The following is a 26,331-nucleotide window of genomic DNA, read 5'->3' on the forward strand; positions in this document are numbered from 1 at the left end:
TCGACGCGTGCTACGCGTCCTCCCAGTCGCGCCACTTCACGTCGTGTGTTTGCAGATAGCCGTTGACGGCTTCCCCGACGGTGGAAAACACATAATCCTCGCCGATCATGTCGAACATCGCGTAGCGCTTGAGGCTGTCCTTCACGGGGCCCTTCATCTCCGCGAAGCACAGCGTGATGTTCCGTTCCGCGAGTTCCGCGTGCAAGGTCTCGAGCACTTCGGCGGCGGTCAGATCGATATCGGTGACGGGCTCGGCGGCAATGACGATCCAGCGCACCTGGCTCGGCGATTCATCGATCGCGCGCTGCACGTGCTCGCGAAAAATTTCTGCATTCGCGAAGAACAGTGGCGCATCCCAGCGCAACAGCACGAGCCCCGGAATGCGCCGCGCTTCCGGATGGCGCGACACGTCGTGATAGCCCTTTCTGCCGTCGATGCGTCCGAGCACCGCATCATAAGGACGCCACGCGCGCCACAGAAACGACAGGACGGCGAGCAGTAGCGCGAGCGCAATGCCGTTGACGACGCCGAGCACCGCGACCCCCACGAAGCACACGATGGCCTGCACGAACTCGCTCATGCGCAGACGGTACAGACGGATCATGCCGCGAAATTCGATCATGCCGAGGCACGCGGCGATCACGACAGCGGCCAGCGCGGACTGCGGTGTGTCCTTCAGCGCGCGCGGCGCGAACACGAGCAGCGCGGCCACGACACCTGCCGCGACGACGCCCGTCAATTGCGTCTTTGCGCCGGCCGCCTCGGCGACCGGCGTACGCGAGCCGCTGGCGCTCACGGCAAACCCCTGAAACAAACCGGCGGCGATGTTCGACAGGCCGAGCGCAACGCACTCCTGGTTGCGATCGACCTTCGTCTCGTTGCGCACTTCATAGGTGCGCGACAGCACGCTGACGTCGGTGAATGATACGAGCGCAATCGCGGCGGCGCTGCTCGCGAGACGCCACCATTCGTCGAGCGGCAACATCGGCGGACGCGGCGCAGGCAAGCCATGAGCGATCGTGCCGACCACGGCCACGCCTGCACGCTGCGCCGAATCCATCAGCATCACGGCGAGCGTCGCGCCCGCTACCGCGATCAGCACGGCCGGCGCCTTCGGCCAGAACCGCTTGAGCACGAGGATCAGCACGAGCGCAGCGGCGCCTAGCGCGAGCGACATCACGTTCACTTTCGACGCGGCAATGCCGCCCGTCAGATCGCGTATCTGCTCGAAGAACGATTCGCCGTTTCCCTTGAAGCCGAGCAGCTTGGGAAGCTGTCCGACGATGATCGTGAAGATCACGCCGTCGAGAAAGCCATAGCGGATTGGCAGCGATAACAGCTCGGTGACGAAGCCGAGCTTGAGCATGCCGACGACGATGCAGGCCACGCCAGCGAGAATCGCGAGCGCGGCTGCGGCAGCGAGCGCGTGATTCGCGTCGCCGTGGGCAAGCGGCATCACGCTCGCCGCGATGAGCGCGACGAGCGCCGAGTCCGGACCCAGCACGAGTATGCGGCTGGGGCCGAACACCGCATACGCGAGCAGCGCCGCAAACGATGCATACAGTCCATTGACGGCCGGCAATCCGGCGGCTTCGGCGTAGGCCATCCCTGCGGGTACGAGCACCGCGCTCAGCGTGACGCCCGCCACTATGTCGTGCAGCAGCCAGCGCGCCTCGTAGCTGCGCGCAACGGCGAGTCCGTTGATCCAACGCATCGGACCGCGTGACCCGGCATGCGCCGCTTTTTTCGTGTGACGGCGATCGTCGATTCTGCTGTTCATTGCGGTGTGTTTCCGCACGCCCTGATTGCTACCTTGGCGTTTGAACCAGCAAAAACGATTCCAGACGGATTGCAGCGATAGAGCGCTTTGGTCGGGGCTCAATCAACTGCCAGTCAGCCGCCGATCAGCCGCCAATCGTCGCATCAATCACGATCTTTCCGTGCATGTGTCCGCGCTGCAGATGCGCGAGCGCGGCGCTCAATTCATCGAACGGATATTTCGCCGAAACGACCACGCGCACGGCCCCGTCGTCGATCAATTCGCCGATTCGCGCGAGCGTCCTGCCATCGGGATGCGCGGTGTAGCGCAATGCCTCGGCGCCGCGTTCGCCCGCCTTCACCTGCGACGGCTCGTTGAGCGTCGACACCAGGCGGCCGCCCTTGCGTATCACGTTCCATGATCGTTCCTGCGTCTGCCCGCCGACCAGGTCGTACACGAGATCCACGTCGCAGACGGCATCCTCGAACTTCTGCGTCTTGTAGTCGATCACGTGATCGATGCCGAGCGAGCGGACGAATTCGACGCCGTCCCCTGACGCCGTCGCGAAGACCTTCGCGCTCGTGAGCCGCGCGAACTGGACCGCGAAGTGCCCGACGCCGCCGGAGCCCGCGAGAATCAGCACGCGCTCTTCGGCTTCGAGCATGCCGTGTTCGTAGAGGCCCTGCCACGCCGTCAACGCGGCAAGCGGAACGGCGGAAGCCAATGGGAAGTCGAGCGTATTGGGCTTTCTCGCGAGCGCGCTCTGATTCACGAGCACGTAGTCGGCGAATGCGCCTTGGCCCTGGCCGACGAACGCATACACCTCCTGCCCCGGCTTCCATCCGCTGACGCCATCGCCGACGCGCGCGACGACGCCCGCGAAATCGCGGCCCGGCGTGAACGGCAACGCGTCCTCGCGTATCAGCGGATAGCGGCCTTCGCGCGTCTTGATATCGACGGGATTGACGCTCGCCGCACGCACCTTGACGAGCACCTCGTCGCGTCCGGGCTGCGGCACGGGAACCGGCTCGCGTTCCAGCACTTCGGGGCCGCCGAAGCGGCGGACGCGATACGCACGCATGTTGTCGGGCACATTGGACATGGTTCTTCTCCCTGCGATGTCTGCGGTTCTCTGTTTGACTACGTTGCCTCGCGAGCGTGCGGTCGTCAGGCGGCAGCCTTGAGCACCACCTTCGTCCATCCGTCGTAGCGTTCGTCGTAGTGCTTGTAGCCTTCGGGCGCCTGCTCGAGCGGCAGCTCGTGCGAAACGATCTGCGATGGCTTCGCGTTGCCCGCCGCGATCAGGTCGCGCAGCTTGCGGTTGTACGCCTTCACGTTCGCCTGGCCGGTCGCCATGTGCTGCCCTTCTTGACGACGACTTCTCCGGGACCCTCGTAGACGACTGCTTTCATTCGACACTCCCGTTGAAGTTTGAAGCTCGAAGATTGGCTTCGCGCCATTCACATCGTGCGCAATATGGCTACGCCGTTTGTTCGAGCATCCGTTGTTCCTATCGGGCCGTGCGCGGGGGGCGTGCGCGCGGAAAGTGCATCGACACGGGCACAAATCCTGCGCCGCGAAGGCAGGAGGGATGGACAGCATGGAGAAACTCGACATCGAGCGCTTGCGTCCGACGCAGATGACGCACGGCGAGCGGCAGATCGAACAGAAAGCCGCCATGTACAAATCATTGAGCGGTCACGATCTGGACATGGCGATCGCCGAAAAGCCCATACCCGTCGTGTACGGACCAGGCGGCGCGCCCTACGCAATCGATCACCATCATGTCGCCGCCGCGTTGTGGCGCGTCGGTATCCGCATGGTTCCGTTCGTCCTCGTCAGCGATCTGTCGTCACTGACGCAAGCCGACTTCTGGCTGACGCTGGAAAACAATGCGTGGACTTATCCCTATGACCCGAACGGCCGGCGCGTCTCCTTCGCGCGAATGCCCGTGCATGTATGGGAAGCCGCGGACGACGAATTCCGCAGCCTCGCTGCTGCCGTGCGCGATGCGGGCGGCTATGAAAAAACATCCGTGCCGCTCGAAGAATTCAGATGGGCCAATCTGTTTCGAGGCGCGCTTGCTCATCCCGATAGCGATGAGGCATTCGATGCGCTGGTCGTAAGAGCCGTCGAACTGGCGAAGTCGACAGCCGCTTTGGGACTGCCGGGATATATCGGACAGCAGGCATAGGCTGGCGCGACGTCGGCTGCGTGACCGCGCGTTGCCGATGACTGATCGGGCCGATCGCGTCCGGCCGCAATGCAGGAAAGGAAAGCAAAATGGATGTGCTGATTGCAGTATTCGGCGAGGGCAGAGACCTGAACGCGCTTCAGACCGCGATGCGAGCGATCGTCGTATTCTTCGCGGCGCTGCTTTTTATCCGCATTTCCGGCCGACGTTCGTTCGGCCAGCGCTCTCCGTTCGATTACGTCGTGGCCATTCTGCTTGGCGCGACGTTGAGCCGCGTGATCGTCGGCGCGTCGCCCGTCGTTCCGACGCTGACTGCGTCGCTCGTGATCGTTCTGATCCATCGCGCGCTTGCATGGGTTTGCGTGCGCTCGCGATGGCTCGAATCGCTCGCGGTCGGCAGCGAACGCGAGATCTATCGCGAGGGCCGCTTCGACGCGCGTCAGATGTCGGCGGCGCTCATCACGAAGACGGATATCTTCGAGGCCGCGCGGCAGTCGTTTCACTCGCCCGATCTCGACGACGTGCAGGCGGCCATTCTCGAACGCAACGGCGAGGTCAGCCTCATTCGCAAACGGAGCCGTTCGTGAAGCAAGAGCGAACATGAATGCACGTCGATGCGGCGATGGCGCGACACAGGCATAGCGCTTGCGCCCTCTTCTGTGGTCACGCAAAACGGAGGCCGACATGCAATCAGGCGATACACCCTTGAACCCCGGAGACGAAGGACCGCCCGACGCGCCCGGTGTCGGAGAGGACTTGTGCAGCGCATGCCGCGGAACAGGCACCGTCGAAGGGCAGCGCTGTAGCGTTTGCAACGGCACAGGAAAGGTGCTCCAGGGAATCGGCGGCGGCTAGACGAGAGACGAAACCTCTGGACGGGAGAAACGGATGGACTTGAAAGACAGGGTCGCGCTCGTGACGGGCGCGGGCTCGGGCATCGGCAAGGCCTGCGCGCTCAAGCTGTCGGCCGAAGGCGCGCGCGTGATCGCCCACGCGCACAAGGAACAGGAAACGAAGGCGACGGTCGACGAAATCGGCCGTGGCGGCAGCGTCGCATTCGGCATCACGGCCGACCTGCGCGACGACAAGGGTTATCGGGCAGCGCTCGAAAAAGGCATCGGCCATTTCGGCGCGCTCGATATCGTCGTCGCGAACGCGGGCATCAACGGTGTGTGGGCGCCCATCGACGAGCTTCAACCCGACGAATGGGACAACACGCTCAACACCAACCTGCGCGGCACGTATCTGACGCTGCACTACACGGTGCCGCATCTGAAGCGCAAAGGCGGCGGCTCGATCATCATCATTTCGTCGATCAACGGAACGCGTGTCTTCAGTCATGGCGGCGCATCCGCGTATTCGACGACGAAAGGCGGCCTGCTCGCGCTCGGGCAAATGACGGCGCTCGAACTCGCGAAGCACAAGATACGCGTGAACGTCGTATGTCCCGGGAAGATCGAATCGGAGATCGGCGAGAACACACGTGCGCGTTCCAGCGCAGAGGCGTCGGAACCTGCCGATTATCCGGGCGGAAAGATTCCACTGACGGACGGCCAGGCGGGAACCGGCGAGGATATCGCGGAGATGGTGAGCTTTCTTGCGTCGGAGCGCGCGAAGTTCATCACCGGGACGCCTGTGTGGATCGACGGGGGCCAGTCGCTGCTGGTGGGATAAAGGACGTCTCCTCCATATCTCCTGTGGATATGGTTTGAGCCCGCCTGACGTTAGGCGGGTTTTTTTCTTCGCGGAAGTTCGTGGGAGTGGCAGTTGTCGAGCCGTTGCAGGCATTCGCTGTCGCTCAGCCAGCGGCCGATTTTCAGCCGATCACGGACGGCCGCTTGGCAGCCGAATGTTGCCTCGTTGCCAATCGCCTGGTTTCGACCAGTCGCCGCCATCGAGGCGCTGCCGCAGCCTCGCAGCGTTTGCCGTCGTACGCGCGACATCGACAGCGCGGAGCATCTTTGAGGTCGCGCCCCGTCATCTCTGGATCGGCCCGATCGCTTCCTTCATCGGCAAGAGGTTCTGCCGCCAACTTTTCGCGTTCTTCTTTATTCGCTTAATGCAGGAACGTAGAAAGTTCGCCACATGACCGGCAGGATGCGAGACCATTCATTCGTGATTTGCCTGCGAACACCCACTCCGGCATATGATGGACGATGGTACAGCCGAATCCGGCCGACCTCGGGCCCCTTCCGCTGCTTTCGCCGCTCCCCGTCTATCAAAGTGAGAGTACCGAACTGTCGTCTCTTTCAAATACTGCTCGCACCAGCAGTCCATGTTGGCAGCTAGCGTAACGTCTCGTTTGCTACCTTCAGTCGAGGCCATATGAGCACTATCACGCCGGCCGGACGCGCCGAACCCGAACGGCGCGAGCCGATTCTCAACACCGTTGACCGTGTCTGCGAAATATGTTTTGGACTGTTCATGGCCCTGACGTTCGTCGGCGCCGTCAAGGCAGTCACCGCGGGCGAAGATGAGGGGTACAAGATGTTCTTCGCCGCGCTCGGATGCAATCTGGCGTGGGGCCTCGCCGACGCCGTGATGTATCTCGTACGCACGCTCGCCGATCGAGGGCAGCGCCTGAAACTCGCGCTGACCGTGAAGCGGGAGCAGGACCACGCGGTAGCCGTGCGGGTGTTGCGCGATGCATTGCCTGAGAAGCTGGAGCCGCTCGTCGAAGATGCCGACCTGGAGCGAATCCGCGCGCGCCTCGCGACCGCATCGACGCTTCCACCTCGGGCAAATTTTGTGAGTGGTGACTTCGTCGGCGCGCTGGGCATCTTCCTGCTTGTTGTCCTGGGAACATTTCCGGTCGCGGTGCCGTTTCTCGTCGTGAGGGATGTTACAACGGCCCTCATCGCCTCGCGCGTGCTCACACTCGTGATGCTTTTCATCGCCGGCTTTGCGCTGGGGCGCTACACCGGCGCAGGGGCAATGAAGGCAGGTGTCGCAATGATCGCGCTCGGCATTCTGCTTACGATGGCAATCATCAAGCTGGGCGGCTAACCGACCCCAAGCCTTTCTAAACCTGGTCGGCCCGCTTTCCATCTGCGGGTGCAGACCCGGCACGTTAGCAGGGCGACGCACACTATTGTGAGAGTTCTGCTTTATGGAGAACGCCAACAGTTCCGGGCACGCCCCGCTGAAGACTCGCCACGTCGTGGCAGAATTTTCCAGTGCCCTTTGTCAGCTACGTGCCCCGCTCGCCTTTCTGTTTGTGCTTTATCTCCTGCTTTCCGTCGTAATGTATAACTTCGGTGGCCCAGTCGACTCGACAAGCGGATCGCCATGCTCGTTTGGGGAGACCCTCTACTTTTGCGCGATGAGGGCGCTCACGATCGGCTACCGCAACATCGTGCCCACCACAACCGTTGGCCGCATCGACTCGGTGTCGCTCGGGGTGCTGGGCATACTGCTGGTGAGCACTGTTGCTGCCGTGGCGGTTCGCGGCGTCCATGAGGCGATAAAAAACGCTGGCACACGACGTTAAGTCAGCTGTAGCACTAAGCTAATACTCAGACCCGGCTCCAATTCTCACGGTAGTCGACCCTGATGGAAATCGTCTTCACCGTTTTGATCCTCCTGTTCGCGGTCGCCGTATCGGGCGTCGTCGTGCGGCTTCTGCGTGGCCTGTTGCCGTTACCGCTCGTCCAGATCGCAATCGGTGCATTGCTTGCCTGGCCTCAGTTCGGTCTGTACGTCACCTTCGACCCCCAACTGTTTCTGCTACTCTTCATCCCCCCGTTACTCTTCGCGGACGGATGGCGCACTCCGAAACGCGAATTCTTCATGCGGCGCCGTTCGATCCTGCTGCTTGCGTTTGGCCTCGTGTTCATGACGGTGCTCGTGGTTGGCTACTTCGTGCATGCGCTCGTGCCGACAGTTTCGCTCCCCATCGCGTTTGCGCTCGCAGCGGTGCTGTCGCCGACCGACGCAGTCGCGCTGGCTGGCATTGCCGGCAAGAACCGTATTCCACCGCATCTGATGCATATTCTCGAGGGCGAAGCGCTGATGAATGACGCCTCGGGGCTCGTCGCGCTCAAGTTCGCCATTGCGGCCGCGCTGACTGGCATGTTTTCGCTGCGCGAAGCTTCGATCACCTTCGTGATCATCGCCGCGGGCGGCCTTGCGATGGGCGCTGCGGTGAGCTGGCTGTTCAGCGTCGTTATACGGCGCCTCCGCAGCGTTACGGGCGAGGGCGATCCAGCGCCCGGCGTCGTATTGACGCTGCTGATCCCGTTCGCAGCCTATCTGTTCGCCGAACATTTCCATTGCTCCGGTATTCTCGCGGCAGTCGCCGCCGGGATGATGATGAACTACGCGACCATCACCAGCGCCGGCACGGTATCGGCACGCGTGCGGGCAAACAGCACATGGGCAATGGTCGAATTCGTCTTCAACGGAATGGTGTTCATCCTGCTCGGACTGCAGTTTCCGCGCATCATCGGTCGTGCATTGCTTGACGCTCACGGGACAGGCAATGGTGACGTGTGGCGACTGATCGGCTACGTCGCGGCAGTCACGCTCGCGCTATATACGATGCGCTTCGTGTGGGTCTGGCTACTGCGGTGGCTCGCAAGCCTTGGTGCGGCCCGGCACGGCATGATCAACGCCGTGCCGGGGCTACGTACCGTGACGATCATGACGGTCGCTGGAGTGCGCGGTGCGCTGACGCTCGCTGGCGTGTTGTCGATACCCGTTGCGTTATCCAGCGGTGAGGCGTTGCCGGGACGTGACCTGGTGATCTTTATCGCTTCGGGTGTGATCCTGATATCGCTGCTGGTCGCGGTATTCGCACTGCCGCAGTTGTTACACGGCGCTCACCACGCGCACGATGCACATGCAGTTGAAGAACAACACGCGCGCAAGGTTGCCGCGCAAGCCGCCATGCGCGCCATCGATGACCTTCATCCAACCGTCACCGGAGATATTGGCGAGCCGGCAACAGCCTTCGACGCGGATGTGGCTGCGCGCGTGATGGACCTCTACCGTCGGCGACTCGCCACGCTCACTGACGACAGGCATTCCACTGATGAAGTGCGCCGAGCGGAAGCACTGGAAATTCAGATCAGCCTTGCGGCAATGCGCGCGGAGCGTGCTGCGCTACTGGCCCTGCGCAACACCCACGAGATCAATGACGAGACGTTGAGCAAGCTGATGCGGGAAGTGGATTTTTCGGAAACGGCGCTGACCACCCGCGAACAGGCAGGTACGTGACCACACGGAGCATGGGCCGGATCAGTTTTGCGAGGACCGGATCTCGCGATCACCATCGCATTTGTAGGACCTAACCTTCGGATCACGATGGTCGGCTCTCGAGCGCGCTTCGGCCGTTGGGTAACGGACGACGGATGTCGCTTCATGGCCGACCTCTGCCCGATACGTTCGACGGTAGTCGACCCCTTTCCGCCGTCCGAACGCATGCATTCCACACGACCGATCTCAATGCACAACGGACAGTCGATCACGCGTGGTGATCGGCGCGTGATCGGCCAAAGCCGACTGTCGCCGTTTCGAAGTCGTGCTGCGGTCCACTCCGGCTTATCGCGGCACACCCGCTGCACGCCGTCTTCACAAGCCGTTCACAGCAGTCGCATGCTCCATACAATCGCGATTACCCGTCCGGTAGCCGCCATGACCTTCTTCTCTTGCACGAAAAAGCGCTGACAACAAGGCGGCCGATTACCTTGACCCACCTCCGTGACCGCCTCCGCCGTTCCCGCCTCCACCCGAACCGCCTCCGCCGTGGCCGCCTGCGCCTGCACCCGCACCGCCCGCACCGCCGGCGCCGTGACCGCCTGCACCTGCACCTGCACCCGCACTACCTGCACCTGCACCTGCACCGTGACCGCCTGCGCCTGCACTGCCTGCACCCGCACCGCCCGCACCCGCACCGCCTGCGCCCGCACTGCCTGCGCCCGAACTGCCTGCGCCCGAACTGCCCGCACCCGCACCGCCTGCGCCCGAACTGCCCGTGCCCGAACTGCCCGTGCCCGAACTGCCCGCCCCCGAACTGCCCGCACCCGCACTGCCTGCACCGTGACCGCCTGCGCCTGCACCACCTACGCCCGCACCGCCCGGGCCTGCACTGCCTGCACCTGCACTGCCTGCACCTGCACTGCCCGCACCCGCACTGCCTGCACCGTGACCGCCTGCGCCTGCACCCGCACCACCTACGCCTGCACCGCCCGCGCCTGCACTGCCTGCGCCCACACCGCCTGCACCTGCACTGCCTGCACTCGAACCGCCTGCGCCTGCACCGCCTGCACCCACACCGCCTGCGCCTGCACCGCCTGCACCCACACCGCCTGCGCCCGCACCGCCTGCACCCACACCGCCTGCACCCGCACCGCCTGCACTCGAACCACCTACACCCGAACCACGTCCACCGTGACCGCCTGCTGGCTGTCCTTCAGCCATTTGCTGTGAAGCAGCATCGGGAGAAGGTGCATCGTGATGATCGAACGAAGCGGAAGAAGGGCGCGGGGCGACTTCAGCACTGCCAATTGCAGTTCCCCGGGCAGGGGGTGACGATGATCTCGCGACATGACTGGACGACGACGCTTGTTGCGTTGGCGATGTGGGTCGGGTGATCCTGGGCGCATGCCGCGTGATTGGTCTCTCGTGCGGCGCCGAATGGCGGCGATTCTGTGCGACGGCAGAGCTTGCTTGACCAGGCTCCCGTGTAACCGACTGCGGCGCAGCAGGCTCCGGAGCGGAGCCAGCGCTGTGATCGGACGGATCGGAAGACACCGGCGGGGCGGGCTCAGCATTGGCAACCGCGGTTCCGCGAGCGGGAGGCGACGACGGTGGCGGGACATGACCGGACCAGTACGTGTGTTGCGCAGGCGACGTGGGTCCGACGATCCCGAGCGCCTGATCATAGTCGAACCGATCGACATGCGCGACGACACCTATGACCCCGACAGCCAGTGCGCTTGCCGATGCAACCCAAAGCGCAAGGCGCCTGGACCGCACAGGCGGCGCGGCCTTGATGTCTGCATCCGGGCGACCTGCACTCGACTGTGCGAGCCCGGCCCGTCTGAACATTACGACACGCTTCGGATTGTTTCGTCTGATCCTTCCATTTACTACGTTCATGTGCCGTCCCCTTGCGGAGTGCTCATCGAAATGAGCCGCGGGACCCCGAATCAGGTGTGTGAAGCCGCCGGAGCCACCTGGCAAGTGACGCACCGGCCGGCGTGCGGTTTCGTTTAACCGCTCTGCGTATTCGCCCCTGGTTCCGCAACGGAAACGGGACCGTCATACCAGCTTTTTCTATCGTAAGCCTTTGAGCTATGGAAACGCTCGCCATCTTCGTGGCCGATCTGGACGGATGGACGAAGCCGCGGTCCGGCGTGCTTTTCCGCGATGAATCCACAGTGGCGACGACCAAGCAGTTCTGACCAATTGGAAACAGACCAAACGCCCGAACCAGTCTTGACAAGAAAACTGACAATCACGCCACGAGATGGCGAGCATTCGCTGTGCCTGTAAGCCGAGTGCGATTGAATTATGGGATCGTGGACATAGCATGGGCGTACACGATCCAACACGATTCGCGCCAGGCGAGGCGCGGATCGAACTGGGAAAGATGGAAGAGAATGATCTATTTGTGAATCTGCTCAACCCTGCCGAATGTCGGCAGCCGTCGATAGCCACCCGATCGACTCGATGGCAGAGCAGTCGCTGTTGCCCGTCACGCCTCAGGGTACGGGCAACCCACGTAGTGACCGGAAAAAACAGGATTGGGGTGAACCAGACATAAGGTCGACATTACCGTTAATAAAAACCTGCAACTGTTCGCGATGTTCGATGTAAGGCTCCCTTCGATCGGACGGATTTCACAAAAGCAGGAATAGCCATCGCTTCGACCGCGAGGTCATCGTCTTGGTGTTCGCTGGTACGACGTTACAAGCTCAGCCTTCGAGACTTCTTGGATATAGAGCCCAACGTGGCTATCGCTCGCACATATATGGACATGCGGCGAGTAAGGCTGTTCACTCCGGAATTCGCCAAGTAAGGCTGTTCACCCCGAAATTCGCCAAGTACCGGAATCGCCATTGCGAACATAAACCTGGCGCGTCTGAGGCGCCCATGCATGACAAGACTGCTGAAGTCCGCTACAGCCGGAACCATTCGCCTGCATCGCGCGCAGCCTCATATGTCACAATATGATGTACAGTCGGAAACAAATGCTTTAACGGATCGGTGCCGAAGAAACCGCGGACCACGTTGTTTTTTCGACCGGTAGGTATGGCGTATGCTGAGCGCTCAGGGTCCGACAAGGTCGTGTCAATATGATCAAAGAAAGGGCGACACGCCTTCTCGTGCCTGCTTCATTACATATAGGAATCCATATCATGTCATTCTCCAGACGGCGTTTCATGATACTCGCCGCATCCGTCGCATCGACGACGGTTCTCTCCACTGAGTCGCGGGCTGACGCTCCCGTGCTTGCCGAGAACGATCCGACTGCACAGGCGCTTGGCTACAAGACGGACGCTGCGAAAGTAGACAAGACCAAGTTCCCCCACTATCAGACCGGGCAAACTTGCGCCAATTGCCAGCTTTATCAGGGCAAGCCCGGCTCGGCGATGGGCCCTTGCCCGACGTATGGCGGCAAGCTGGTCGACGCAAAGGGATGGTGTAACGCTTACGTGAAAAAGGCCTGAATCTGGCGCGTCGATGCTTCGCCGGCGAGCAACGTATACGCGACGGCAAGCCAGAGCCCGCCGCGAGATCCAGGCGGCGCTGAACTTCGTGAAAGCTCATAGCGCCGCCCGCTTCAATGCGCTATCCGATGGTCGATCAGTTCCTTGACGACGCGCGGATCTGCCAGCGTCGAGACGTCACCCAGATTGTCATAGTCGCCGTCGGCAATCTTGCGCAGGATGCGGCGCATGATCTTGCCTGAACGTGTCTTCGGCAGCACGGGTGCCCACTGGATGAAGTCCGGGCTGGCGAGTGGGCCGATCTCCTTGCGCACCAGCGCCACCAGCGTCTCGCGCAATGCCTCCTCCGGCTTGATTCCGAGCTTGAGCGTCACATAAGCGTAGATGCCCTGCCCCTTGAGCGCATGCGGATAACCGACTACCGCTGCCTCGGCGACATCGGGATGCGTCACCAGTGCGCTTTCTACTTCCGCAGTACCAAGCCGATGCCCCGAAACGTTGACGACGTCGTCGATCCGTCCAGTGATCCAGTAGTCGCCGTCCGCGTCGCGATAGCAACCGTCCCCGGTGTAGTACTTGCCTTCGAACTGGCTGAAGTACTGTTGTCGCATGCGATCCGGGTCGCCGTACACGTAGCGCATCTGTCCGGGCCACGAGTCGAGCATGCACAGGCTCCCGGCGCCCGCCCCTTCGATCACCTCGCCTTTCTCGCCGACGAGCGCGGGCCGCACGCCGAAGAACGGCCGCGTGGCCGCTCCTGGTTTGAGGATCGTCGCGCCCGGCAGCGGCGCGATCAGAATGCCGCCTGTTTCCGTTTGCCACCATGTGTCGATCACGGGGCACCGCTTCTCGCCGACGACTTCGTAATACCACAGCCATGCAGCCGGATTGATCGGTTCGCCTACGGTGCCGAGCAGCCGCAGCGACTTGCGCGATGTCTTTCTGACCGGCTCGTCTCCGTCGCGCATCAGCGCACGGATTGCGGTTGGCGCGGTGTAGATGATTTGCACACGGTGCTTGTCGCACACCTGCCAGAACCGCGAACTGTCCGGATAGTTCGGAACGCCTTCGAACATCAGCGTAGTCGCGCCGTTGGCGAGAGGACCATAGACGATATAGCTGTGTCCCGTTACCCAGCCGACATCGGCCGTGCACCAGTAGACGTCGCCATCGTGATAGTCGAACACGTACTGATGCGTCAGCGCGACATACGTGAGATACCCGCCCGTGGTATGCACAACCCCTTTCGGCTTGCCCGTCGAGCCCGACGTGTAGAGGATGTACAACGGATCTTCCGCATTCATTTCCTCCGGCGGACACTCGGCTGGAGACTGATTCATCAGATCCCCGTACCAATGATCGCGGCCTTCGCGCCATCCTGTCTTGCCTCCCGTTCGCCTGACCACGATGCACGTCTTGACCTCGGGGCATTTGTCCATCGCCGCATCGGCGCTTTCCTTCAGCGGTATCGTGCGGCCGCCTCGCACGCCTTCGTCGGCGGTGATGAGAATGTTCGAAGCGCAGTCCTGAAGGCGGTTTGCGAGCGCGTCGGGCGAAAAACCGCCGAACACCACCGAGTGAATTGCCCCGATGCGCGCGCACGCAAGCATCGCCACGACTGCTTCGGGGATCATCGGCATATAGATCGTCACACGATCGCCCCGCTCGACTCCGAGCGATTTCAGCACATTGGAGAACTTGCAGACTTCCGTATGCAGTTCGCGATAGGTGAGCGTTCGGCTGATAGCGGGATCATCGCCTTCCCAGATGATCGCCACCTGATCGCCGCGCGTCTGCAAATGGCGATCGAGACAATTGCTGCAAGCGTTCAGCGTACCGTCATAGAACCAGCGGATGTGCAGGTCATCGCTGGCGAAGGAAACGTCTTTCACGCGCGTGTATGGCCTGATCCAGTCGAGACGTTTGCCCTGCTCGCCCCAAAAGCCTTCCGGATCGTCAGTCGAGCGGCGGTACATCGCCTCGTAACGATCCTTGTCGGCCCACGCATTCTTGGACCAGTCCGCTGCCACAGGAAATGTTGGATGCTCAGACATGGCTTCCTCCTCGAGGACATTGCGCTGCCACGCCGGCGGAGGCGCCCTTGAGCACACCGCCCCGCCGGCGCCGATCCGCTACGCTGCCTGCGGATGAGGTTCTACATACGGGTGTGTAGGCAGCACGGTACGCCCGAAGCTCTCGTTGATCACCATCGCCGCGGATGCGTAGAAGGCAAACAAGGCCGTAATCAGACCGGCATATCCGCCCAGATGCGTCGCGAGAAGAGATCCCGTCCACGCGCCGATCGCGAGCAGCAGATAGGTAATCCACAGGGCGAGGAATACAATTTGCACGGACGTGCTGGTATGCATGGAACCAATCCACATGTAGAACGTGAACACGCCCCACACCAGCAGGTACCAACCGACGAACGTTTCAGGCACTTTCGTGCCGAGAAACGCGACGAACAGCGCGAAGGACCACCAGAACGCACCATAGCTGAGGAACGCGACCGTCCCGAGCGTATTGCCGCGCGGAAATTCGAGTACGCCCGCGATCATCTGCGCCGTGCCGCCGAAAGCGAATGCTAGAGCCAGCACAAGACCCAGTGAATCGGCATTGAACCAGCCTGCGTTGATCATGCTGAGCATCCACGTCGTGAATGCAAATCCGGCTAGTCCGAGGGGCGCCGGGTTGGAAAGTTTGCCATCCATGATTTGCCTCCATGGTCGTTGTTTCCGATTACCAAAGTCAAAGTCGAGTCCTTCGCGGCCGTGCGACAAGCGCTTCTGCTGCCAACGTAGCCGGCTGCGTGCGATCATCACGATACGGACACTGCGTCTGCCTCGGTGTCCTTCTGCGCGTGCACCACGAGTACTGCGCACGACAGACGGTCAAGCAACCGTTTGTCATCGCGCCCGTCCCACCAACGCGCAAACATCCCTCTGCGATGATGCCCAAGCACGACCAGATCGGGTTTCAGTTCGTCGCAGCAACGGGCGATTTCATCGATCGGATTTCCGACGACGAAGTGTCCAGTCACCTTGACGCCGAGCTCTCCCAGACGGGTCACGCTTTCATCCAGTATTTCCTTCGCTGCCTGCTCGGCCGTTCCGAGCGGCATGGCCGGGATAATGTCCGCGCCGTGCGTCAGATCCAACCGGTCCAGCACCGCAAGCAAATGCGTTTCCGCTCCGGATTGCCGCGCAAGTTCCGCTCCTTCGCACAGCGCCCGGCGACCCTCACGGGTAGCGTCGTAGCACAGCAGCACTCTCTTGAACGAGGCCATTGCCGCTCCTCTTTCTCACGCGCCGGTCAACCGCGTCTTTGCTACGCGATGCGATGGACGTGCATGTGGCTCGTATGCAGGGACGTATCGAAACGCAAAATGACCCGCTTATGGTCATTATAGGCAATACATCACGCCATGATATATCCATATCATCAAAGGTATGCTGAATAATCAGTCATGCCAATCGATGCAATATCGACGTCTTGCAATTCGCTTTATTGCCGACGCGGCATTCTCCGTACGACTGTCGACGCGAACGTTTCGTCCGTAACGAAAAACACGTCAGATATGGCAATCGGCGTCGATCGCTGCACGGGGCTAGACTAGGCGCGTTGGAATCTCGCGTGAGGTGTCCATGATGGCAATCGATGTCAAGAATCCGAACTACAGGTTCGGCGGAAACTCAACATATGTCACCGTCAACGGCGTCGGGTTTGCGATCGTGCGCGCGGACGCCTGGTTCGAGCAGAGTGGATCGCGGAACGCCTCTGCGTCACATGACAATCGGCTGTCGGTACTGCTCGGGAACCCGATCAAGGGTAGCGGAAAATATTGCGGCGCGAGGACGGTCAAGCTCGCCCTCAAGCGGCATCCTTCCGTCTGTCACTCAGTGGTGCACAGGGCCACTCACTACCCTGCCGATCAGGTGACGCTCGCAGCCGCCTGCAGGAAGAAATTGCGCTCTGGCAATCCTGCGCGTCGCAAAACCGGGCGTGGAAAAGCTGGCGTGGGCGGCATGCGGAAGAGGTCGCACAGCTGACGGCGCACGTATCGAGTCGCAGTTTGCCTGTTCGACGAACTAGCGCGACGCGTCCCGCTTTGATCTGTTCGCCCTCGCCCTGTCCTTCCGCCAGCTCAGGAAGTTCGTCACCGCAGCCGCGATGAACGTGACGATAGTGGAGGTCGACGACGCGATGAGTGTCTTTTCCTCAGCGTCTCGCGAAGGCGTTGTCGACGGGTGTTGCGCAGCAGATGAAAGTGGGACTGCGGGAGCGCTTCCCGACAAGCCTTGCGATGCGCTCTTCGACTGCACGGCGATGACTTGCGGCGGCCCGTTCGCCGATATGATGTAACGCGAGAAAAGCGCAGCAGTGACGCAGAAAAAGCCCACAAATAGACCGAGGAATAACCGACACAACAGATCGAGCCGAGGGAAGTTTGCCACGCCTGCCTCCACCTTCGACGACGGTTGCAGCACACTCATATTGCGCCACAATCTCGCTGAATTGATACCTCAGGCGTCGAAAATGGCGTCCTCCCTGGCACAGTCTCCATCATCGGGAGCCATTGACTCGTGTGCAGGAACGGCATGACAAGGCGCTTGCCCGTGTTGACCGCGCAGATGCAGGAATTATTGAAGCAGACTACTTCAAGTCGCTGCCCGAGCCGTGCAATCGCCGCCGCCCGACGTGGCTAACACGAATCGCTGCGATGTCGGGGCTAAGGCAACACTTCAAGTCTCATTTTTTCACCTGGATCGGAAATGCAATTTCCAAACAATCAACAAGGACTCTAAATAAAAACAATCCAGTTGCATGTATAGAAAATGACCCTATCGCGGCGCGCGGCGAGCGGCGAGCGGCGAGCCGCAAGCGCGATGAAAGGAGGCACGCGCGTAGAGAACAGTGGAGATCTTTTATTGAAGACATTCCCGAAAATAACCGCTTTCTCATAGACGCGCAGCCGCGTACTGCGAGCGCTCTGCGATTTTCCGCTTCCCTGATCGTCTTTTCTCTGCGGACAGCTCGTCCGGCGCTGCCTGTCCTTCGCGACGATGCTCGTGTGATACCAGAACATCGCGATCTTGCGCGGGCCGCGCCCATTCGTATCGAAGTTGAAGGTTTGCCCGTCTAGACTTCGATGGCCAGTTACACGGTCTTGCATCCGTAACGAGGCACCCTGACATTTATGAGGAGGGGTCATCATGAAATCATTCGCGATTGCAGTTGCCGCTGCGTCGGCGCTTTCGTTGCCGCTCGCCGCGTTCTCGCAAAACGACGCGGCACTGACGCGCGCGCAGGTCCGCGCCGAGTTGCAGCAGCTCGAACAGGCAGGCTATGACCCCGCCAAAGGCGAAGATCCGAATTATCCAGCAGACATCCAGGCGGCCGAGGCGCGCGTGTGGATGCAGGGCGGAGCAACCGCCTACGGTGGCGTGACGCCCGGTTCAACGTCATCGGGTTCGCGCGCAACCGCGCAACCCGCTTCCCTGGACGAGATGAAGCAGCTCTACTTCGGCGGTGAATAGCCGCCTGTGTATCCGCGCGTGGCCCGGATTTCCTGGCGACGCGCAGATGCCATTCCGGGAACGCAGTCGCGCCGGACCATGTGCTCCGAAGCGCGAATGTCACTGACGCGCTTACATGACATTGCAGGGACGGGCGGTATCGATGGATCGCCGCCCAATCGAATTTCAGTCCGTTGCCTGCGAGAAGATTTTCGAAATCGCCTGCGCAGCCGCGCCAACGTTTTTCTCGTTCAGCGCTGCCACGCACATGCGGCCAGACCGGATCAGGTAGACGCCGTGCCGCTCACGCAGCACGTCGACCTGCTCCGCCGACAATCCCGTGTAAGTGAACATCCCGCGCTGCTCCAGGTATCGCGCGAGGAGCGCGTCCGGCACGTTGCCGCGCAAACGATCATGGATTGCGGCGCGCATGCGGACGATGCGCCTGCACATCGTCGCTAGCTCGTCTTCCCACGACTGCCGCAGCGCGGGTGTCGTGAGCACCCGGGCAACGATCTTCGCGCCGTGCGTCGGCGGGTTGCTGTAGTTCGCGCGCACAGCGCTCGTCAACTGCCCCAAAACGCGCCCCGCGACGTCCCGCGACTCACAGATGACCGACAGGCCACCACAGCGCTCGCCGTACAGCGAGAAGTTCTTCGAGAACGAGTTGGCGACGAACGCGGGCACGTTCTGGCGTGCGAGCTCGCGAATCGCGAATGCATCGGCATCGATGCCCGCGCCGAAACCCTGATAGGCCATGTCGATGAAAGGCAGCAGGCTGCGCTTCTTGAGCACCTCGATCAACGTCATCCATTGCGACTCGCTCAGGTCCACGCCGGTCGGATTGTGGCAGCATGCGTGCAACAGCACGACACTGCGCGCGGGCAGTGCGTCGATGGCCGAGAGCATCGCTTCGAATTTCAATCCACCGCTGTTTTCGTCGTAGTACGGATACGTGCCGACGCTGAATCCAGCGCGCTCGAAAATGAAGCGGTGGTTTTCCCACGTCGGATCGCTCACCCAGACCTGCGAGCCGGGGAAATAGCGCTTGATGAAATCCGCGCCGACCTTGAGCGCCCCCGAGCCGCCCAACGTCTGAACAGTCGCGATGCGTCCGTCGGCACGCGCCGGCGAGTCGTCGCCGAATACCAGCGACTGCACGGCGTCGCGATACTGCGCAAAACCCGCCATCGGCAGGTACGGCTTTGGACCGGGTTCCGCGAGCAATTGCGTTTCGGCCTCGTGTACGGCTCGCATGACGGGCAAACGGCCGTCCTCGTCGTAATAGATGCCGATGCTCAGGTTGACTTTGTTGTCGCGCGGATCCTTCGCGAAGTTCTCGTTCAGCGTGAGGATCGGGTCGCCGGGATAAGCATCGATGTGTTCGAACATGACAGTTCCTGGGAATGACAAAGAGATTGTGAAAGCGCGGCAGATTCAACGAGTGCGATCGGCTCGCCGCCATGCAGTTCGACCGTGGAATAGCTGTTGTCGCCGTCCCACGGCCAGTTGCGTGCCTAGCGCAGCGGCACGCCCTGAGGCACCGGGTCGTCCGCGCGCCGGTTGCGCAGGCGGTAGCCGATACCCAGCACAGCGAGCCAGACGGGGATCAGATAAACCGAAATGCGCAGGTCCGGAATCAGGCACATCACAACGAGAATGCCGCCGAGAAATGCAAGGCACAGATAGTTGGTGAGCGGATAGCCGAGGCTGCGGAACACGGTCGTTTCGCTTGCGCGTGCTTTGGCGCGGCGAAATTGCAGATGGATGATGCTGATCATCGCCCAGTTGATGATGAGCGCCGACACGACGAGGCCCATCAGCAACTCGAACGCCTTGCCCGGCATCACGTAGTTGATCACCACGCATGCGGCCGTCGCGAGTGCGGAGACACCGAGCGCAACGAGCGGAATGCCGCGGGCGTTGACCTTGAGCAGCGCGCGCGGCGCATTGCCCTGACCCGCGAGACCGTAGAGCATCCGGCTGTTGCAGTACACGCCGCTGTTGTAAACCGACAGTGCGGCCGTGAGCACCACGGCATTGAGTACGTTGGCCACGAAGTTGCTGTTCATCGCGTGGAAGATCAGCACGAACGGGCTGCCTCCCGTAACCACTTTTTCCCACGGATACAGCGAGAGCAGCACGCCGAGTGCGCCGACGTAGAAGATCAGGATGCGGTAGATCACCTGGTTGGTCGCGCGCGGAATGGTATGCGACGGATCATCCGCCTCGGCGGCGGTGATGCCCACAAGCTCGAGTCCGCCGAACGAGAACATGATGACGGCCATCGCCATCACGAGCCCCGAGATGCCGTTGGGGAAGAAACCGCCATGACGCCAGAGGTTGGACACACCAGCCTCAGGCCCGGCGCTGCCCGAAACGAGCAGATAGCCGCCGAACCCGATCATGCCGACGATCGCCGCGACCTTGACGATCGAGAACCAGAATTCGAGTTCGCCATACGATTTCACGCTCGTGAGATTGATCGCATTGATCACGCAGAAACACACGAGCGCCGAGATCCATGTCGGCAGACCCGGCCACCAGTATTGCATGTAGATGCCGACTGCCGACAACTCCGCCATCGACACGAGAATATAAAGCACCCAATAGTTCCAGCCCGATACGAAGCCCGCGTATTGCCCGCAGTACTTGCCCGCGAAATAGCTGAACGAGCCGGCGACAGGCTCGTCGACCACCATCTCCCCGAGTTGCCGCATGATAAAAAAAGCGACGATGCCAGCGATCGCATAACCGAGCAGTACCGATGGTCCTGCCGATTTGATCGTCTGCGCGATGCCGAGAAACAGCCCCGTCCCTATCGCGCCTCCGAGCGCGATCAGTTGAATGTGACGATTCTTCAGGCCGCGTTTGAGCGTGCCCTGTCCTTTGTCTGCCACGATGTCTTCTCCTGTGTCCTGCGGTTGATTCCGGACGCCACGCCTCGCTGTTCGCGTGCCCTGGTGAGGCAAGCGAGATCTGCGAAGTCGTCACGGCCGGCGCTTGTGGCGCCGGCGCCGTATCCTGCTGGGATCTGTATGTTGAACCGGCCCATGAGCCGGGTTGCGAGTACGTCAGATCTTGAGCGTGCCGCGCTCGATCTGGTTGCGTTCAAGCGACGCGAAGAGCGCCTTGGAATTGCCTTTGTCGAAGTTGGGCGTGGGCGAGGCGAATGCCACGAATTCGAAGCCCATCAGTTGCATCGGATTGTCAAACAGGTCAGCCATCTTCGTTTCGCGTCTCAAGGAGAGTGGATGATTCGCTGGAGGTGCAAAGCACGGCATATCGGGTGCGGTGTCGTATTCCAGATGTCGCTGCACACGTGCGCGTGCTGCAACTGCCCGATAGCGCCCTGTACGCATGCATTGCGGCAATTTCGGGAATCAGTGTAATTTCCCTTGGACGCAATAGGATTTCCTAACGGACGCAGACAAACCCTAATTCGCCCATTAAAATTTCTTCCCTCTGGTTACGGGAGAAAGAAAAGTGCAGACCCTTGAGATTGACCGTATCGACATGCGCTTGCTGGGCATCCTGCAGACCCGGGGACGCATCTCCAATCTCGAACTGGCGGAGGCAATCAGGTTATCGCCGGCGCAGACATTGAGACGTCATCGTCGGCTCGAGGAGATGGGGGTGATCCGGTGCTACGAGACCCGCCTCGACGCGCAGGTGCTGGGCTTTGGCGTGGTGGCCTTCATCCAGGTGACGATGGAGCGTGGCCATCTCCGCGACCTCGCGAAGTTCAAGGGCATGGTCGCGGAACTCACGGAGATCCAGGAGTGCTTCGCCGTCACGGGCGATATCGACTACATGCTGAAAGTAGTGGCACGCGACCTGAAGGCGCTGTCGGAATTCCTGCTCGATACGTTGATGCGCATCCCTGGCGTGAGCGGAGTCAAATCCAGCGTTTGTCTCGACGAACTCAAATGCTCCGGCGCAGTGCCACTCGCGACCTAGAACCCTCTTCGTCTCCGATTTTTATCGCGCCTCCCGCCTTGCCATGGGACTCGCGACCCAGGCGTGCAAATACGAAGGCAGCCGGATCAAAGGCACTCCGACGTGGCACTATCATTTGAAAGCAATGCACCTGCTGCGGAGAATTGAAATGAATTCGCCACCTGTCGTGCTCCTTTCATGCGAGGTTGTGAAGCGATATCGGGCACGGCTTGCATCATACGAATCCGTCACATGCGCAATGTCCGACTGCCTGGCGATACCCTCGGGCACGGCTCGGGTTCTGAATATCGATGCCAACGCTTTTGACGCGGATTTCAAACAGCTCGGCTGTCACGTGGCACGGACGTGGGCGCGGAACGCCCGTTCGTCGATGCACGATACCTGGTCAGCGGCCGATCAATTCCTGCCGTACTGCTTGCTGCGCAAATCAGCGCGACTCGCGATCCATAGGTCCGTCCGAATGAACCGAGCGCAGACGCGCGCGTAATCGATCGTCAGCGTTTCGCGGAATCGTCGTCTGGCGAGTCCTTATGGACGACCTCCACATCGACGGTCCGTCCGTCGTCGCCGAACACACGCGCCTGCCGGCGCAGCGCACGCGTCTTCCACCAGAAATAGCCGACGACGACCGTGCCCACTGCGAACAGCACGGCGAGCAGCACCACCGAGAGCATCGCGGCCGCCACGAGCACGATCGCGCTCAGGAGGACGGCCAGCAACCGCGCGAGCCATCCGGAGCCACCGATCTGGATCCCTTTCTCGTATGCCACGCGCCGCTGCCTTCTGTCGTTCTGCATCGTTCGTCTCCCGACCGCCGCCCGGCGAACACGGGCAGGCGGACGTCAGTCGTCCATATCCCAATGTGAACCGCTAACGTCGCCGGTGCAAGCATTGTGCGAGCACGACTCCGTCCCGCTCACGCAGTGGGCCGTCAACAAGCCGGTTGCTCAATTCCAGTTTCGTGAAGCGCGTGTAATCCGACGCATAGACGAGCCACGAAATTCCCCAGCCGATGCCGCGAGCGGTTGAGACGTGCCAGTGAACATCGACATGCGTGAAGGCAAGCGATACTTGAGTTCAATACCGCGGCTCACCACCATGCGATCGAGTGCGGCAACAGCAAGATCGAGAACAATCCACGTGTTGATTCTGGACGACTCGTCTATCGCAGTTGCCGATCGTGGCATGCGCCTTGGTGAACGACCCTGAGCATATTACGCGCGAGCCAGTACGGTCATTGTCGAGGTCATTGTTCAACGTGTTCAATCGACCCACGGTTCTCCCTGCCGAAGCGACGGACCGCCTGGGGCGGTTGCCCAACAGTCCGCAGGAACGCTCGCCTCATTCGCTCCCGGTCAGAGAAGCCGACTTCGTCCGCGATCACGTCCAACGATAAACGTCCTTTTTCCAACAACAATCTCGCTGCTTCCACGCGCAAATGTTCGACGGCTTTAGCAGGCGATTGCCCCGTTTCAGCACTGAAAGCGCGACTGAACTGACGTGGGCTCAGGCCTGCGACGTCGGCCAGTTCCTCGACAGTCAGTGCATTGCGCAGATTGGCGTTCGCATAGTCGATCGCCTTCTGGATACGGTCGGACTTCGGCTCGAGATCAAGCAACGTGGAGAACTGCGATTGACCGCCGGCGCGGCGATGATAGACGACAAGCTTGCGCGCTACGGCGCGTGAAACCTCCTGGCCATGATCCTTTTCGATCATGGCGAGCGCCATGTCGATCGTGGCCGTCATGCCTGCCGACGTCCAGACCGGTCCATCGACGATGAAAATCTGGTCCTCTTCGACCGCTATGGTGGGAAAGCGGCGCTGCAGCTCGTTTGCAAAGCGCCAATGTGTGGTCGCCCGACGACCGTCCAGAACCCCTGCTTCCGCGAGGATAAAAGCGCCTGTGCACGGCGCCGCGATGCGCCTCGACGTGCTCAGAGCGCGCTTGACGAACGCAGTCAATGCGTCAGAGACGATGTCGATCTCGACGCCAGAGCCAAACATCACCGTGTCGAATTCGGCGTCGCCGAAGCGCTGCGTTTCTACACGGACGCCTGCCGAAGACATGACGAGTCCTCCCTCTTCAGACAGGACTGTCACTTCGTATGCCGGTTCTCCGAGCACGACGTTCGCCAGTTCAAAGGCGGTCACTGCCGCGAAGCCCAACAGATAGAAGTTCGGGAACACCACGAAGCCGATCGTGTGCATAGCTCGCCCAAGTCATGTCATGAATTGCACGTATATATGGCATTTGAGACACGGTCAACAACGATTATTCTCTACCCATGCCGTTCCGGCGCGAAAAGCCGTCCAGGCTGATGCGGCCTTCGCGCGCCAGTCAATTCGCGACGCGCGTCTTCTAACGGAACTTCAAACCGCTTATCGCGAGAACGTTGGTATGGATCGTCGACTATTGATACTGGCCGTGGGCATGTTTGCAATGGGTACCGACAATTTCGTTGTAGCCGGTATTCTTCCTGGCGTCGCTGCATCGCTGAGTACATCCGTCAGCCTCGCCGGACTGATGGTCACCTTCTACGCGTTGACTTACGCAGTGGCTGCCCCGGTGATGGCGGCGCTGGCGGGCGGTTGGCCGCGCAAGCTCTTGCTGGTTTCCGCGCTCGGCATTTTCGTCGTCGGCAACATGCTCAGCGCGCTCGCCACGGACTTGCACTGGGTGTTGTTCAGCCGGGCGCTGTCAGGATTCGGCGCAGCACTGTTCTCCCCTACCGCATTGGGCGTTGCTTCTGCGCTCGCATCGCCTGAAAAACGTGGCCGTGCGTTAGCGGCAGTGACGGCCGGATTGACGGGCGCAACAGCACTCGGTTCGCCGATCGGCACGTTCATAGGCGGATTCGGAAGCTGGAGAACGACACTCTGGTTCGTCACCTTCCTCGGGATTGTGGCGATGATCGGCGTCTGGGCGATGCTGCCGTCCATGCCCCGCCCTGCATCCATCACATTGCGAGAACGGCTTGCACCGGTGCGTGACATGCGCATAGCGCTAACGCTGCTCACTTCGTTGTTCGCCTTCGGCGGCTTCCTCATGGTCTACACGTATGCGGGCGTGGTGCTACAGCGTGTAACGCACGGCGACGAACGCGTACTTGCTGCGATGTTTTTGCTCTGGGGCGTCGCGGCGACGGCGGGCAACCTCATGTCAGGCCGGCTTGTGGACCGATTCGAAACTCGCAACATCATCAATGCAATGCTGTGGGTTGCCATCATTAATTTCTGTGCGTTGCCGTGGACATCTGCAGATGCATTCAGCGCTGCGGTTGCGCTCACGATCTGGGGCGTATGCGGATGGGGGCTCATCGTCCCCCAGCAGCATCGGCTGGTACAACTCACGCCGAGCGTCGCACCGCTGCTGCTCGCGCTCAACAATACCGCGACATACATCGGACTCGCCTGCTCCGGCGTGCTTGGCGGCGCCGTGCTCCCGTCGATCGGCGGACGGTACCTCAGTCTCGTTGCGGCCGCGCTGATTGCGATTGCTTTCTTGCTCGCCGAAGCCGCGCATCATCGGATGAGCCGGGCATACATACCGCAACGCGCGACGGCCACTCGCGAGACGGAGTCCGCCTGATCGGCCACGCACACCTGGCAAACCATCGTCGCCTGAACGGCCCTTATTGTCATGAACACACGAGTTCGGCGTGACTGTTTCCACAGTACCGCCGATACCGACGATCAAATCCCGACGACACCCATCGAACATGGAGAGCTGACATGAAACGTCTCGACTACAACCAGGTTGCACCCGCAGGCGTCAAAGCCCTTGGAGGCGTGTATGGATACGTCATGCAGAGCGACCTTTCGCCGATACTGGTCGATCTCGTGTACCTGCGGATCTCCCAAATCAATAACTGCGCGTACTGCCTCGATATGCACACCCGCGATCTGCTCAAAAGAGGACAAAACGTGGAGAAGCTCGCGCTGGTGCAGGCATGGGCCGAAGCCGGCATGCTCTTCGACGAGCGCGAACGTGCAGCCTTGGCGTGGGCGGAAACCGTGACGCGCGTCGCCGAGACGGGCGTTCCCGATGACGCATACGAAGCTGCGCGAAAGATATTCGACGAACGCGAAATCGTGGATCTCACGATCGCGATAGGCTTGATGAACGCGTATAACCGCATGGCAATCAGCTTCCGGAACCCACCGCAGGCCGCGCTGTAATGCGGGTACGAATGACGATCCGGAACGTCGACCGCAGCCGGCCGCGC

At 61.2% G+C, this 26,331-nt stretch carries 26 protein-coding genes and 1 pseudogene; 13 read left to right on the forward strand and 14 right to left on the reverse strand.

What is annotated here, in order from left to right; genetic code table 11:
* Positions 1-10: 10 nt before the first annotated feature.
* The 3 genes and pseudogenes from VSR68_RS04155 to VSR68_RS04165 all read right to left on the reverse strand — a co-directional run.
* Positions 11-1,780: a SulP family inorganic anion transporter gene (locus tag VSR68_RS04155; protein WP_342938580.1), complete on the reverse strand. Its 1,770-nt coding sequence runs from the start codon at positions 1,778-1,780 to the stop codon at positions 11-13.
* Between the two features lie 124 nt (positions 1,781-1,904).
* Complete coding sequence (locus VSR68_RS04160; protein ID WP_342938581.1) at positions 1,905-2,861, reverse strand: NADP-dependent oxidoreductase; 957 nt, start codon at positions 2,859-2,861, stop codon at positions 1,905-1,907.
* 65 nt (positions 2,862-2,926) lie between these two features.
* Positions 2,927-3,127: pseudogene (locus VSR68_RS04165) on the reverse strand (aldehyde dehydrogenase); the annotation flags it as partial.
* Between the two features lie 232 nt (positions 3,128-3,359).
* Between VSR68_RS04165 and VSR68_RS04170 the strand changes: the two are divergent.
* From VSR68_RS04170 to VSR68_RS04195, 6 genes are all read left to right on the forward strand, one after another.
* Positions 3,360-3,953, forward strand: a complete 594-nt coding sequence (locus VSR68_RS04170) for a ParB/Srx family N-terminal domain-containing protein (RefSeq protein WP_342938582.1) — start codon at positions 3,360-3,362, stop codon at positions 3,951-3,953.
* An 89-nt stretch (positions 3,954-4,042) separates the two neighbouring features.
* Positions 4,043-4,540: a DUF421 domain-containing protein gene (locus VSR68_RS04175; protein ID WP_342938583.1), complete on the forward strand. Its 498-nt coding sequence runs from the start codon at positions 4,043-4,045 to the stop codon at positions 4,538-4,540.
* Positions 4,541-4,841: 301 nt separating this feature from the next.
* A complete protein-coding gene (locus tag VSR68_RS04180) occupies positions 4,842-5,627 on the forward strand; it encodes an SDR family NAD(P)-dependent oxidoreductase (protein ID WP_342938584.1) in 786 nt (261 codons plus the stop codon).
* 651 nt (positions 5,628-6,278) lie between these two features.
* Positions 6,279-6,959, forward strand: coding sequence for a VIT1/CCC1 transporter family protein (locus tag VSR68_RS04185; RefSeq protein WP_342938585.1), 681 nt, complete (start codon positions 6,279-6,281; stop codon positions 6,957-6,959).
* A gap of 103 nt (positions 6,960-7,062) precedes the next feature.
* A complete protein-coding gene (locus tag VSR68_RS04190) occupies positions 7,063-7,443 on the forward strand; it encodes a potassium channel family protein (RefSeq protein WP_342938586.1) in 381 nt (126 codons plus the stop codon).
* A gap of 62 nt (positions 7,444-7,505) precedes the next feature.
* Positions 7,506-9,170, forward strand: a complete 1,665-nt coding sequence (locus tag VSR68_RS04195; protein ID WP_342938587.1) for a Na+/H+ antiporter — start codon at positions 7,506-7,508, stop codon at positions 9,168-9,170.
* Between the two features lie 365 nt (positions 9,171-9,535).
* On the opposite strand, the gene VSR68_RS04200 is transcribed toward VSR68_RS04195, so the two are convergent.
* The 3 genes from VSR68_RS04200 to VSR68_RS04210 form a co-directional block, all read right to left on the reverse strand.
* A complete protein-coding gene (locus VSR68_RS04200; RefSeq protein WP_342938588.1) occupies positions 9,536-9,862 on the reverse strand; it encodes a hypothetical protein in 327 nt (108 codons plus the stop codon).
* A 264-nt stretch (positions 9,863-10,126) separates the two neighbouring features.
* Entirely contained in the window at positions 10,127-10,312 is a 186-nt protein-coding gene (locus VSR68_RS04205) for a hypothetical protein (RefSeq protein WP_342938589.1), read from the reverse strand.
* Positions 10,313-10,321: 9 nt separating this feature from the next.
* Complete coding sequence (locus VSR68_RS04210; protein WP_342938590.1) at positions 10,322-10,459, reverse strand: hypothetical protein; 138 nt, start codon at positions 10,457-10,459, stop codon at positions 10,322-10,324.
* 1,857 nt (positions 10,460-12,316) lie between these two features.
* On the opposite strand from VSR68_RS04210, the gene VSR68_RS04215 reads away from it, so the two are divergent.
* On the forward strand, positions 12,317-12,628 hold the full coding sequence (locus VSR68_RS04215) for a high-potential iron-sulfur protein (RefSeq protein ID WP_342938591.1): 312 nt from the start codon (positions 12,317-12,319) through the stop codon (positions 12,626-12,628).
* 113 nt (positions 12,629-12,741) lie between these two features.
* On the opposite strand, the gene acs is transcribed toward VSR68_RS04215, so the two are convergent.
* The 3 genes from acs to VSR68_RS04230 form a co-directional block, all read right to left on the reverse strand.
* Positions 12,742-14,682, reverse strand: a complete 1,941-nt coding sequence (gene acs, locus VSR68_RS04220) for an acetate--CoA ligase (RefSeq protein ID WP_342938592.1) — start codon at positions 14,680-14,682, stop codon at positions 12,742-12,744.
* A 78-nt stretch (positions 14,683-14,760) separates the two neighbouring features.
* Positions 14,761-15,450 (reverse strand): acetate uptake transporter, encoded by a 690-nt coding sequence (locus tag VSR68_RS04225; RefSeq protein WP_342938593.1) that lies wholly within the window; start codon positions 15,448-15,450, stop codon positions 14,761-14,763.
* Positions 15,447-15,914, reverse strand: coding sequence for a universal stress protein (locus VSR68_RS04230; protein ID WP_342938594.1), 468 nt, complete (start codon positions 15,912-15,914; stop codon positions 15,447-15,449). The genes VSR68_RS04225 and VSR68_RS04230 overlap by 4 nt, the downstream gene beginning before the upstream one ends.
* Positions 15,915-16,272: 358 nt before the next feature.
* Between VSR68_RS04230 and VSR68_RS04235 the strand changes: the two genes are divergently transcribed.
* From VSR68_RS04235 to VSR68_RS04245, 3 genes are all read left to right on the forward strand, one after another.
* Positions 16,273-16,677, forward strand: a complete 405-nt coding sequence (locus tag VSR68_RS04235) for a hypothetical protein (RefSeq protein ID WP_342938595.1) — start codon at positions 16,273-16,275, stop codon at positions 16,675-16,677.
* A gap of 527 nt (positions 16,678-17,204) precedes the next feature.
* The gene (locus tag VSR68_RS04240; RefSeq protein WP_342938596.1) at positions 17,205-17,771 is read left to right on the forward strand and encodes a hypothetical protein; all 567 of its coding nucleotides are present in this window, start codon (positions 17,205-17,207) and stop codon (positions 17,769-17,771) included.
* Between the two features lie 70 nt (positions 17,772-17,841).
* Positions 17,842-18,165, forward strand: coding sequence for a DUF4148 domain-containing protein (locus tag VSR68_RS04245; RefSeq protein WP_342938597.1), 324 nt, complete (start codon positions 17,842-17,844; stop codon positions 18,163-18,165).
* 165 nt (positions 18,166-18,330) lie between these two features.
* Here the strand turns inward: VSR68_RS04245 and VSR68_RS04250 are convergent, their stop codons facing one another.
* The 3 genes from VSR68_RS04250 to VSR68_RS04260 all read right to left on the reverse strand — a co-directional run bounded on the left by VSR68_RS04250 (position 18,331) and on the right by VSR68_RS04260 (position 21,371).
* Positions 18,331-19,536, reverse strand: a complete 1,206-nt coding sequence (locus tag VSR68_RS04250) for an amino acid aminotransferase (RefSeq protein WP_342938598.1) — start codon at positions 19,534-19,536, stop codon at positions 18,331-18,333.
* A 125-nt stretch (positions 19,537-19,661) separates the two neighbouring features.
* Positions 19,662-21,044: an amino acid permease gene (locus VSR68_RS04255; RefSeq protein WP_428983451.1), complete on the reverse strand. Its 1,383-nt coding sequence runs from the start codon at positions 21,042-21,044 to the stop codon at positions 19,662-19,664.
* A gap of 174 nt (positions 21,045-21,218) precedes the next feature.
* Positions 21,219-21,371, reverse strand: a complete 153-nt coding sequence (locus tag VSR68_RS04260; protein ID WP_342939001.1) for a hypothetical protein — start codon at positions 21,369-21,371, stop codon at positions 21,219-21,221.
* A gap of 259 nt (positions 21,372-21,630) precedes the next feature.
* On the opposite strand from VSR68_RS04260, the gene VSR68_RS04265 reads away from it, so the two are divergent.
* The gene (locus tag VSR68_RS04265) at positions 21,631-22,104 is read left to right on the forward strand and encodes an Lrp/AsnC family transcriptional regulator (RefSeq protein WP_342938599.1); all 474 of its coding nucleotides are present in this window, start codon (positions 21,631-21,633) and stop codon (positions 22,102-22,104) included.
* A 494-nt stretch (positions 22,105-22,598) separates the two neighbouring features.
* Here the strand turns inward: VSR68_RS04265 and VSR68_RS04270 are convergent, their stop codons facing one another.
* Positions 22,599-22,901, reverse strand: coding sequence for a hypothetical protein (locus VSR68_RS04270; RefSeq protein ID WP_342938600.1), 303 nt, complete (start codon positions 22,899-22,901; stop codon positions 22,599-22,601).
* A 449-nt stretch (positions 22,902-23,350) separates the two neighbouring features.
* On the reverse strand, positions 23,351-24,313 hold the full coding sequence (locus tag VSR68_RS04275) for a GlxA family transcriptional regulator (RefSeq protein ID WP_342938601.1): 963 nt from the start codon (positions 24,311-24,313) through the stop codon (positions 23,351-23,353).
* 190 nt (positions 24,314-24,503) lie between these two features.
* On the opposite strand from VSR68_RS04275, the gene VSR68_RS04280 reads away from it, so the two are divergent.
* Positions 24,504-25,694, forward strand: a complete 1,191-nt coding sequence (locus VSR68_RS04280) for an MFS transporter (RefSeq protein ID WP_342938973.1) — start codon at positions 24,504-24,506, stop codon at positions 25,692-25,694.
* A gap of 143 nt (positions 25,695-25,837) precedes the next feature.
* Positions 25,838-26,284: a carboxymuconolactone decarboxylase family protein gene (locus tag VSR68_RS04285; protein WP_342938602.1), complete on the forward strand. Its 447-nt coding sequence runs from the start codon at positions 25,838-25,840 to the stop codon at positions 26,282-26,284.
* The last annotated feature ends 47 nt before the right edge of the window (positions 26,285-26,331 follow it).

The organism is Paraburkholderia phymatum (assembly GCF_038900715.1).
In the GTDB taxonomy this organism is placed as follows: Bacteria; Pseudomonadota; Gammaproteobacteria; order Burkholderiales; family Burkholderiaceae; genus Paraburkholderia; species Paraburkholderia phymatum_A.